This window comes from Citrobacter sp. Cpo037, assembly GCF_030332945.1.
Taxonomy (GTDB): domain Bacteria; phylum Pseudomonadota; class Gammaproteobacteria; order Enterobacterales; family Enterobacteriaceae; genus Citrobacter; species Citrobacter portucalensis.
On sequence record NZ_JAOWGW010000057.1, the window covers coordinates 34,904 to 46,189 of the forward strand.

At 45.7% G+C, this 11,286-nt stretch carries 8 protein-coding genes; 2 read left to right on the plus strand and 6 right to left on the minus strand.

All coding sequences use genetic code 11. The features are described 5' to 3' along the window. Positions 1–17: 17 nt before the first annotated feature. The 4 genes from OGX94_RS11065 to OGX94_RS11080 are packed head-to-tail and all read right to left on the minus strand — an operon-like array spanning position 18 to position 7,606. Complete coding sequence (locus tag OGX94_RS11065) at positions 18–2,507, minus strand: CFI-box-CTERM domain-containing protein (RefSeq protein WP_257661386.1); 2,490 nt, start codon at positions 2,505–2,507, stop codon at positions 18–20. Beyond that, complete coding sequence (locus OGX94_RS11070; RefSeq protein ID WP_257661387.1) at positions 2,500–3,717, minus strand: dynamin family protein; 1,218 nt, start codon at positions 3,715–3,717, stop codon at positions 2,500–2,502. Before OGX94_RS11070 ends, OGX94_RS11065 begins: the two co-directional genes overlap by 8 nt. 1 nt (position 3,718) lies before the next feature. Beyond that, entirely contained in the window at positions 3,719–5,893 is a 2,175-nt protein-coding gene (locus OGX94_RS11075; protein ID WP_257661388.1) for a dynamin family protein, read from the minus strand. 21 nt (positions 5,894–5,914) lie between these two features. Next, complete coding sequence (locus OGX94_RS11080; RefSeq protein WP_257661389.1) at positions 5,915–7,606, minus strand: dynamin family protein; 1,692 nt, start codon at positions 7,604–7,606, stop codon at positions 5,915–5,917. A 618-nt stretch (positions 7,607–8,224) separates the two neighbouring features. On the opposite strand from OGX94_RS11080, the gene OGX94_RS11085 reads away from it, so the two are divergent. Beyond that, entirely contained in the window at positions 8,225–8,788 is a 564-nt protein-coding gene (locus tag OGX94_RS11085) for a DJ-1/PfpI family protein (protein ID WP_257661390.1), read from the plus strand. A 56-nt stretch (positions 8,789–8,844) separates the two neighbouring features. Here the strand turns inward: OGX94_RS11085 and OGX94_RS11090 are convergent, their stop codons facing one another. Both OGX94_RS11090 and OGX94_RS11095 read right to left on the minus strand, forming a co-directional pair. Then, positions 8,845–9,591, minus strand: coding sequence for an SAM-dependent methyltransferase (locus tag OGX94_RS11090; protein ID WP_063941263.1), 747 nt, complete (start codon positions 9,589–9,591; stop codon positions 8,845–8,847). Positions 9,592–9,601: 10 nt separating this feature from the next. Continuing rightward, positions 9,602–9,859 carry a YjhX family toxin gene (locus OGX94_RS11095; RefSeq protein ID WP_003021255.1) on the minus strand — a complete coding sequence of 86 codons (258 nt, stop codon included), beginning with the start codon at positions 9,857–9,859 and terminating at the stop codon, positions 9,602–9,604. 1,135 nt (positions 9,860–10,994) lie between these two features. Between OGX94_RS11095 and OGX94_RS11100 the strand changes: the two genes are divergently transcribed. After that, a partial coding sequence (locus OGX94_RS11100) for an IS5/IS1182 family transposase (protein WP_009653094.1) occupies positions 10,995–11,286 on the plus strand: 292 nt, incomplete at its 3' end.

Sequence of the window (11,286 nt, forward strand, 5' to 3'; positions counted from 1 at the left end):
CATAGTCTTAACCTTAACTAAAGGTAGGTTTTCATTAATGTTGTAACGAGTTTTATATAAAGTTCTTTTGCTTCCTGGTGACGCCCAGCCTGCAAGAGGTCATAGCCCGGTTTGATATAGTCATCCCACATTGATTGGTAGATCGCTTGAGGATTGGCTCTTGCGTCAATTTTTTCAAGGAGCCTGGGGGCAATTTGATAATACTCACCAACCAATTTTTCGCCCTCAGACTCCGTAAGCAGTACGTGGTCACGAAAATGGCGGAAGGATTGCAAAACTTCGCAATCGTCCTCATAACCCATTACGCGACAGGTTGCGGTGGTAAGAAAACAGCTGCTGTCACTCGAGGAGCTGGAATAAGAAGTATGTTCCGTACGCTGGTAAGTCGTGTTGTAGGTATTTTCTCTGCGGGCTTTCGCTTTTGCGGTCTCTTCCAGGCGCATTAGCATTTTTGTTGCACTTTTATCACCAGCACTGACGCTTTTTTGATAATAGGCTCTCGCCAAATCGAGATTTACCGGCTTACCGTCGCCATAGTGGTTCATCCTGCCTAATAAAGTCCAGGCTCTGGCCTGATGGCATTTTTCAAGGATTGCATATGCTTCGGTAAATGATTTTTGTAAGTGCAGCAAACTGCCGTAAATATAGCGATCATCGTCATCCAGAAATACCTCATTATTACCTTGAGTACCGCATGTAGTGTGCCAGAGATAATGATAAATACTGAGCGCATTTTTTCTTGCAGGGGTCATTTCCTGTGACGGCACATATTTGTTGTACTCCATCCTGGCGATCATTTTAAGCGCGTCCAGATGCCCTAAGGCTGCAGCAATGCGTAAATGAAGATGAGCGTTATCCTTGCGATTATCTTTTATAAATTGGCATCCGAAGCGATAATTAGCGCCGGGATGTAGGGCATTAGCCAGATAACGCAGGGTAGCTTCAGCTTCGGCGGGGGATTTTTTATCTATGCAACGTAATAAGAGGTCGCCGGCAAGGGGCTCGCCCAGCATATAAGCGCGACGAAGGTTTTTTTCGCCTTCGCTGGCGCGGGTTGTGAGTTTCCAGCAGCCAAGCGTATAAAATTCTTCACCTGTCCGGCATGTAATATTTGCGGCATAGCTCTGACCTGCTTCAGCATCGCTTACCTTCAGCGCGGAGCGAAAATGCAGACAGGTACGATAAATAAATTCGTTTTTGCAGCCACTCAGCACACTCAGCTCTGCCAGATGTGCGCTATTCAATGGCATATTGTTGAGTTCATTAATAAAGAGCTCAAGGATGTTCACATAAGGATAACCAGCGAGACGCATATCGCTGGCAAGACGTGTGGCCTTGCTTATTTGCTTCGCGTAACACAAAGAAATAAAACGCTGCTGTGCATATTTCCACTTTCGATCTCGCAGAGTGGAATGAGCATCTTTTCCGTGCAGGGCTGGGGCTTGTTGTTGTTCTACAAGCGTTTCAACTTCTCTGCACTGGCTTAACAGTTGATCCAGACTCTGGCGATAGCGTTGAGCAGCATCTTCAAGCGCATCACATTGTGTTTTCATTTGTAGCATCATCGTTTCGATAACTTCACTGGCCTGCGGGTCGGTGTCGTTTTGCACCAGATCAGCATTCGCGTTAACGATAATTTGTTTACTGCGTTTTATCTCGCCTTCCAGCCAAAGCAGTGGTTCGTCGAAAATAGCTTCAAGCTCGCGATAAATGCCGCTGTTAACCGTAGGACGTAGAGAGGTTCGTTCAGGCGGTAGCGTTTCCTGAATGGATAATTTTGGAAACATGCTTTTTAGTTCAGCGGATTGCCCATCACCAATCGATACCAGATGAATTTGCGCCGTACTTCCGGTTTGTTCAAGTATATTCAGCGTACGTTTTATTAGATATTGCGATCTGGCCGGTAAGACAATAGTGTCAGCAACGTCCAAAAATCCATTGAAATAGAGCGAGTCCGGCGAAGCCCGGTACGGAATGTCGACCAGAGTAACTGCAGGTCCTGCGCCGGGTACTGCGAGTGCAAATGCGGAAATAAAATGATGTAATTCCCCTTTATGCTGTCGTGTTTTTTCGAAGGCATCAAGGATGGCTGATTCGTTCATTGGGCAACGCTTTTGATAAAGCGTGATACCGCCGTGACAGGCATGCGCGTATGTGCGGCTCATCAATGTCGGAATTGTATCATTCGCCCGGTGGAAACGTCGGGATTGAGTAAAAGCAGGCAGCAATGTGTCGCGTTCATGCCCTCTGAAGCCGATGTAACAGATTACATGATGATTAATTAGCTGGGGAAAGCGCAGCAAGACCTGAAGACGATCAAGGGCTTGTTGTTGCGCTAACTGAAGTACGGCTTTTTCCGGGTAGTTACTGGGTAATAAATGCTGTTCGATAAGTGTATCGCAGGCGGTTTTTAACAGCTTCCATGGGGTGGACCAGGTATCATGTTGCGGATCATCCTGTAGCAAGCTGACCAGCTCATCAAGAAAATGTGGCATCGCTTTATTCATATTTTAATAATTTTTCAATCTGAAGGTTAAAGGCTTTATTCTGACGAGCGAGATCGGCGATCTGCGAGTGGTTCAGGCTGTAGGCTTCGACCAACGATCGGATATATTGTGGCGATTCACTTTTCACAATACCGCGCTTGATTGGTGCGTTGATATGGTTTAGTGCATCGCGTTTATGTCGATTCATCCGCTGCCATTCGGCCTGCAGACTCAGTAATTCTTGCCTCATATCCTGACGTGCCTGTTGGTCATTACTGGCTTGGATAATAAAATCATGCAGCAGGGTTGCGCCTAAATACTCAGTGTTAAGCGTTGATGAAAAGGCCGTCACGCCGCAATACGCAATTCCGGCATTATCCAGTTGGTCTTTAAATGTATTGATGATGCTGTGTAGATCGTCTGTGGTTTTCCCATCTGCTTTGTTTAATACTACCAGGCAAGGATGGCTTAAATGCAGGGAATGAAGAAAGGTAATGTCACTCTGACCTAATGAACCATTATCGGCTGTCGCCAGCCAAATAACATAGTCACAATTGCTCAGGTGCTCCCTGGCAATTTTTTCATCAAACAACCGATCTCCCCGGTTTTCTTCATCATCATTGTTATATCCTGGGGTATCAAGCAGCGCGATATTCGGCCACGGGAAATCTGGCTGCCCAATGACTATTTTTTTGAGAATATCGGAGAAACCCAGCCCGTAGCTATCAAAAAAAACATGGGCAATGCTTTCCAACTCTTTCGCTTCTAGGGGAACTCGCGTTTCATTCGCTGTATAAGCCGTGATGGATGGACATTCCTGACTAACCAAATAGGTTGCTACCGCCGTCGTTGGGCGCTGGCCTGTTGGAAGGTGGCGTCGACCGGTCAGCATGTTGATAAATTGCGATTTGCCTGCGCTAAAACGTCCTCCCACGCCGACCAGACACTTGTTTTTAAGCTGCGGAAGTTGCGCTTGTTCGACGAATTTCACGCTTAAGGTACGAAATGCATTGACCAGGTTACGTTCACGTTCATCAGTCAGCGCATCTCGGCTGATAATTTCTGGCAGATACTCTTGTAGGCTGCGTCGTAAATGCGCGAAATGCTTCTGATTTTGCGTGTTGTTAGCATACAGGCGTAGTAGTAGCGCCAATGCGCTATCTTTCTCCAGTATGCTATCGCCTGCAATGTCTGGAGGTATTTCATCTGTGAATAAATCATCAAAATCCACCTCACACCTCCAGATGTGATAATTCGGCACGTAATTCTCGTAGTCGTGTTATCGTTTCGTCATAGTGAGCAATATTACTTTGCTTATCATTGTATTGGGCTGAGAGCTTATCGAGATTACTTTGGATAGACTTGCTGATATCGCCAACAAACATGTCATTTTGCTGATGAAGAGTTCTGATAAAACTAGCCTGTTGTTCATCAAGCGTATGCCTGATTTTCTTGCTTATGCTGTCTAATGCCTTTTCCAGGGCCACTTTTAGCTCGGCAATATCTTCATTCTTAACGCTGGCACCGAATTTATTCACAATACTGTCGATCTCGGCTTGTGGCTCGTAATGGGGAGGAGTGATACGCAGCTTATCAAGGCTTATTTGTAATGGTCCAAGAATAGTTTCTTTACTAAAGGTGACATCTGCCTCGTGGAAGGCTTCAAGTACATGTTTTTTCAACTGCGACTTTAAGGTATCCAGCGGCGTAAAATGTTCATAGGCGGTAATGATTTCCGCTCCGACGTTGTTAGTATATCGGCGTAACGTATTGATAATATCTGAAATTTCTGCCTGATGTTCAGTTACAGACACAATTCGGGTATGGGTTTTCTTCCAGAAGAACATACCGCTGGTTGTGGAGCGATCTTCATCATGGCTCCTACTGCTGACATTCAGTTCACGATAATTATCAATAAGCCCAATAATACGTAATTTAAGACGTTCAAATTCCCGGTGCATCTGCAACTCGGCTGTACTGAAATGGACATGAATATCAGCGTCAATTTTCTTAACACTCTGATTGAGCGCATTCATCCCTGACTGTAGGGTTTCCAGATCAACTGACGAAAGCGTCTCTTTATCGCTCAGGGCAGAGGTTTCGAGATTTTTAAGACAGTTGCGAAGCTCGCTTTTTTTACCACGGATCAAATCAATCTGATGTGAGTATCTGATCTGATCTTTTTTCTCCCGACACTGCTCCAGTTCCTGGTGAACTCTTTTTAATCCCGCGACGGAGCGAAAATCCTTCGCTTCATGTGGGGCGTTAGTAAAGCTTGCCAAGTTATCTCGGGTGAGTTGCTCTTCCTCGCTTAAAGGTAACTGTTGTTCCATTTTCCATGCGATACCTTCCAGCAAAGCCGAAACCAGGACTGGTTCCTGAGAGTCAAACCGACCTTTCATGGTGCTGACGACGTTTTGTCGTGTCGCCATAAAGGCATCCTTAAAAAAGGTTTTCTGGCCGCGATGATCCTGAATCGCCAAATCCATTTTACTGGCGATAATGGTGTGATGAAGAATGCCATCATTGACTAACTTATGTTTAATAAGATCCATATCCTGCTTGGATAGAAATTCTCCCGCATAAGAGAGGATCATGACGCAATCACATTGGCAGAGGAAATTAATCGTTTCCCGACTACGGGATACCACAGGATCGTTCAAGCCTGGGGTATCGATAATTTCGATATCGCGGAGTACGTCATAATTAAGGTTTAACTCAACATGGCGAACGAGTGGGGTTAAACGCCCACGAGATCCGATGTATTCACTGAGTTTTGCCTGGATATCGCTCAGGTTGTCAAAAGGGATAATCTGCTCTCCCTTTTCCAGTTCGCTGTAAACATCCAGCCCTTCTTTTTCAGCGGTTTTCTTGAGTTCGCGACAAGCGGCTAATTCGGGGGGAAGCTCGTGGATAATACTTTTGCGAACTCTTTCTTCGTTGAAGTGAATGGAGCTGTTTCGCAGATTATTGGCGTGATGAGTACGCGCTTCTGCCAACTTTTTGGCAATCATACTCTCAGCAGTTTCGGCGTCGCTTTCAATATCTTGCCAGTCCTCTGGGGAGTAGAAAACCAGTTTTGCGCATTGTTCCTGGGCATAGCGTAGACGGGTAAGTGAAGCCGTCATTGGTGTCGCTGCTTTCGGTAAAATATTCTGTCCATTGAACAGAAGAGCATTAAGAAATGTGGATTTCCCTGCTTTTACCGAACCCACAATACCGATGCGCAATAGTTTACTGGCTTCGTCTTCAGCAGCGAGACTGCGGTGCATGTTCGCGAGTATTTGGTTTAGCTGAAAAAGCCCCTCTTCACGCAGAAAGCCTTTGTGAAGTGACAACTGGGTGTAGACGTTTTCCAGCGTTTGCATAAACGCGTGAATATTTTCGCGTGGGGTGAGTTGGTTCATGATTCATCTTCCCTGAAGATATTATGAATGTACAGTTGGTGAGTTTTGCAGTTGTTCTATTTCCCGCATGATAATTCGTACGCCATCAATTTGTGCGGACCAGCTATCTTGCCGGGCAAGCCACTCTGCTTCGTGCTGGCGCTTTTCTTCACGGCAACACTCAAGCGCCCTGCGGCTCTCTTCTATCCGGGTACGCCACTCTTCCTCAAGACTGGCGATCAGTTCCAGCTCAATTTCTGGCAATATATCGGCGAGCGCTTCACGTGCCCGGCGCCGGATTTCAGGGAAGACTTTCTCCAATAAGTTTTGCTTAACAAGTTCTCGCTTACGTTCTTCCGGATCGGAAAAAAACTTAATAATATCCGGTAAGAAAATGATCAATAACTCGACAATAGGGTTGATAACGGAAGTGGTTACTGCAAGGGCTGTGGAGATAAGTTTATACCAGCGACTTCCCTTACTGACGGTTGCTAGGGTTTCCAGAACCAGTACTGCCGTCTGCGAACCATTTTGCAGAATACTGCCAATATCAATGTTGTCACCACCGGTCTCATTTTGCATATTCATGATGATGTCTGAGAGATTGACTCGCAGAGCTTGGTTCAGGGAAGTGCGATAGACATCGCTTATAATCGCTGCCGTACGGGTCTGGAAAATATCCTCTCCCTGGACAAGGCAGTCATATAATACGTCAAGATTTCTCACCAATGCGTTATGTACATCTCCGCTGACTTTATCCATCGTTTCCTGACGAAGAGTCCCGGAAAGACGGCGTTTCTGGCGAGCCAGAGAGTCGTTCAACTCCTGATAAGCTCGTTCGTACTGATAAATTTGTGCGTCCAGGGCGCTGGGATCCTGCGTGCTGCTTTTGCGCAGCATAACGATATGATCTTTTAGACGAGATGCTGACGACAGAATCTGTCCAGCGAAATGGGTTATTTTGAGATCCTGAACATTTAACTGGAGTAAAGCGTTCTGCAGACGTTCGGCTGTATCTTGATCGTTACGACTTGCGCGCATGACGATCTGCGGCGGACATCCCATGTCGCTAAGTCTGCCTGCTATTTCTTCTTCTACGTTTTCCAACGATTCTGGCGTTGACTTATCGCACTTGGTCAAGACAAGGATTACAGGAACAGGCTGGAGAGCAATTTCATGGAGAACAGCCGCAAGGCTGGCGTGCAGCGTTCCGCTTTCTGCAGAAACGACCACAACGAATGCGGCGCCACGCTCTGCATAGCGATAAAAGGCATCAACGTGACGTTTTATTCCGGAATCGACTCCCGGCATATCTACCGGAATAAGCCCTCGCAAATCACGAAGACGAGAGGAAGGAAAGGTTAAGCAGGCAAACTGATCCTCCTGAGTTGCGTCATTATTTACCTCCAGTGCATTTTGCGGTGCATAGTGTACTTCTCTGACAGTGCCATCAGCCAAAGTAATAATCAAAGACTGCTGTTCGCCATACCGCAGTTCAGTTGCTAATGCGGTGGTCGGTGCCTGGTCAACGGGTAATATATTCTGCCCCAGCCAGAGATTGAGGAGAGATGATTTTCCCGCGCTAAAGACTCCAATTAGCGGCACAAAGGCGGAAAAATTCTTGAGTTGATGTAATTGTGAGCATAAATCATTGGGAATTTGAGGTGCGGTAGATTCAAATTCTTTACTTATGCCGATAAGGCGCGTTAACGGTCCTGTCAATGCATCAGACATGTTCAACCTTTCCATTTATCAATAAGCTATAAATATATTAAAACGAGAATCACCCACTGTCTTCTAATTATAATTATTTCTTTAATATGTCTGTAGCGGCGGGACTCTGCAGAAAAATGGATACGAAATTTATAGGAAATTCTGCTACCCAGGTAGCAAAAATATATTTTATCTGGAAAAATTTCTGTGTGCCTTGAAAGTCAGAAATTATCAGTGTAAACGCGGACTGGTGGTATGGATGATATTTTAATGATTGATACTGTTTTACAGACAGGGAAGGCGAGTGGCGTACGTCTTTGCCGCCCCCTATGAAGTCTGACGAACGTACATTTTGTCATCGCAGAAATAACTTTCGCATACTTTACCTGACATAAGCGAAATAAAATAATAAATAACCCACTTAATATTATTGAGGTTAATTTTAAAATTACTTTGCTATATATTTACTAGCTGAATTATGTCATGCCATTTATGCTAAGGTCGTCATCTGACGGACCTTGCCGTGGATTGTGATCTGGCCGATTGTTCTGTTGTATTTATTAATGCCATGAACCGTGTGGGCTATAGTAAAGATGGCCGTTATTTCTCATCATTAATAACCGTGAGTGGGGGAAGTGAATGAAGAAGATACTGATGCTGGTCGGAGATTATGTCGAAGATTATGAAACGATGGTGCCTTTTCAGGCTTTGCAAATGCTTGGGCATCGTGTGGATGCCGTCTGTCCGGATAAAAGTCAGGGTGACTACGTTCAAACCGCCATTCACGACTTTGATGGGGCGCAGACATACAGTGAAAAGCCGGGGCATCGTTTTACGTTAAATGCGAATTTTTCCGAGGCGCGGGCTGCGGATTACGACGCACTGTTGATCCCCGGCGGGCGTGCTCCGGAATATCTTCGACTGAATCCGGATGTTATTAAGCTGGTGCAAGATTTCAACACTGCCGGTAAACCTATCGCCGCAGTTTGTCATGGGCCCCAACTGTTAGCGGCGGCGGGGGTGTTAGAAAACCGGACCTGTAGCGCTTATCCGGCCTGTGCGCCCGAGGTTCGTCTGAGCGGTGGACATTATGCCGATATTGGCATTGATCAGGCCCACGTTGATGGCAATCTGGTGACGGCACCAGCATGGCCCGCGCATCCGCAATGGTTAGCTAAATTTGTTGAAGTATTAATGAAGTAAGTGATGATGCGATGAAAAAGTCGGTATAACCTGCCTGGCTATACCGACAGGACATATTACCTCTGTATGAGTGCGAACACGCCCCACCCGATATATTCCCGGGTGAATGCAACGTGGCGTACTGGTGAACTTCTCAGTTGCTCTCTGACTTTGGCGGCAAAATCATCGTCCGGATTTGCCTCCAGCCACCGGCGCATCGTCAACCATTTTGCCGCCTCGTATCTGTCCCAACCTTCCTGGTCGGCCAGTACCATTTCAACCACGTCATAACCGAGCAGGTCGAAAGACGAAACGCGTTCTGGCAGAGAAAGAAAATCGGCTACTGAAGTCGCCCCGCAAGCCATAGCGATCTCCTCCGTTGCGGGCATCTGACGCCAGTACGGTTCGCCGATGAGCAGGATCCCGCCTGGTTTGAGACTTTGTTCCAGTTGTTTGACCGTTCCGACAACGCCGCCGGCAATCCAGGTTGCACCAACGCAGGCGGCAATATCGAATTTTTCTTCGGCGATATAACCTGTTGCATCGGCATGAATAAAACGCACGTGCTCAGTGACGCCCAATTCACTTGCCCGCAGGGTGGCTTGCTCACTGAATAACTGGCTCATATCGATACCAACGCCGGAAATTCCATGATCGCGTGCCCAGGTGCACAACATCTCGCCCGAGCCGCTGCCGAGATCCAGGATGCGGGTTCCTGGGGGCATCCGTAAAACCTGACCTAACGTCGCATATTTTTGCGCGGTGAACGGATTATGAATGCGATGTGCGCTTTCGCTGATCGTAAAAATCTTCGGGATATCCATCTCTCTCTCCTTAGCGATTATCCAGTTGGGCGCGAACGTTGTTCAGCCCGGTGGTATTGATGCGGTAGGGCTGACCATTAACGGATTTGATCAGTTTTTTCGTTCTGAGTTTTTTGAATACGTCGAGCGTGCAGTCGCAGAGCAGTAACCCTTCGCGGCTATAGCATTCGACGGAAGTGACGCGACCAGATGCATCGCGGACGTGAGCAATACGGCCACCTTTGGCGAGAACGTGTAAGGTACGTTGTTCCTGACGGGATAAATTCATACTGGAAAACCTGTTTAATCATCATGTGCAAAACGTGCAAACACACAGCGGTGTCCGCATTCGATTTCGGCGCATTGATAACCAGTCCGGCCTGAAAAGGTCGGTAAGCTGATTATCTGATGATTACATTCTCCAGCATCAAAGCCTCGGGTTGAGTTGATAGGTATTTACCTGCTGAATCATACCAGTATGGGCAAGTAGGGGAATCGTCCTGTCGGGAAAATGTGATCTATGACGAAAAATTGCGTTTAGCTTATTTTATAATTTTTTAACTCTCGTTAGCTGAGAGGTGTATGAATATATTAAATTTATTGAACATTCAGACATCGTCAGTAGTGGTATTGGCCGTAATGATGTGTTGTTAGTCCCAGTTGCGTAATACTATAGATTAGTGATGTTTAATTTTCCCCTATCCTAATTTTGTTTTATTTGATAAACATGTCTTTATTATAAAAAGGATTTTTAATGGTGTTTTCTTTTAATTCTTTTTAAGAATTTTCTTAACGTCATGAAGTGTGTATACTCAATCCAGCAAGAAGCTCTTCTGTTATCATCAAAACTATAAAAATGTCCTTAACACCCGTATTACCTCTGCCCTGAATCTCTTCTCAGGGGAGAGGTTTTTTTTGCCTGTGTATAATTTTGATAATCGTCATAAATAGATAATTTAATATTATTGTTCTTGTTGTTTTGCATTAGTGATGACGAAAGATTTTGTTCTGTGAACCATACGGTAATGTTGAAATAGTATCGCTATGAATCTATTTCATGATGAATAGTGTGATTTCATCTTTATTTGTAGGGGTATTATATAGTTTTCTTATAACTGTCTGTTTTTAAGCGTTATGTTAATTCTCGCTTTTGAAGTAATTGTGATTTTGTTCACGGATTTTATTGCGTTAAGTGGCTATTTGTAGAGAGGTGCAAACGGTTGCATGTTGCTGTTACAGCATTCGTTCATTAAAAAAATATAGCGATGGTATGTCTTGTGTCGGTGTCGGGGGCAAGAATCTAAATGATTTTTATTATCCCTTAGGCATACGAATACCGTTTATGACTTCTGTTAGGGAAGGTGCGAACAAGTTCCTGATATGAGATCATCATATTCATCCGGAGCGCATCCCAGAGGGACATCATGAGCCATCAACTCACCTTCGCCGATAGTGAATTCAGCACTAAGCGCCGTCAGACCCGAAAAGAGATTTTCCTCTCCCGCATGGAGCAGATTCTGCCATGGCAGAATATGACCGCTGTCATCGAGCCGTTTTATCCCAAGGCGGGCAATGGCCGACGGCCCTATCCGCTGGAGACCATGCTGCGTATTCACTGCATGCAGCATTGGTACAACCTGAGCGACGGTGCCATGGAAGATGCCCTGTACGAAATCGCCTCCATGCGCCTGTTTGCCCGATTATCCCTGGATAGCG

Coding starts and splice junctions, on each gene's coding strand:
- OGX94_RS11080 (WP_257661389.1), bottom strand. CDS start 7,606: ATGTCTGATGCATTGACAGGACCGTTAACGCGCCTTATCGGCATAAGT.
- OGX94_RS11065 (WP_257661386.1), bottom strand. CDS start 2,507: ATGAATAAAGCGATGCCACATTTTCTTGATGAGCTGGTCAGCTTGCTA.
- OGX94_RS11090 (WP_063941263.1), bottom strand. CDS start 9,591: ATGGATATCCCGAAGATTTTTACGATCAGCGAAAGCGCACATCGCATT.
- OGX94_RS11075 (WP_257661388.1), bottom strand. CDS start 5,893: ATGAACCAACTCACCCCACGCGAAAATATTCACGCGTTTATGCAAACG.
- OGX94_RS11095 (WP_003021255.1), bottom strand. CDS start 9,859: ATGAATTTATCCCGTCAGGAACAACGTACCTTACACGTTCTCGCCAAA.
- OGX94_RS11085 (WP_257661390.1), top strand. CDS start 8,225: ATGAAGAAGATACTGATGCTGGTCGGAGATTATGTCGAAGATTATGAA.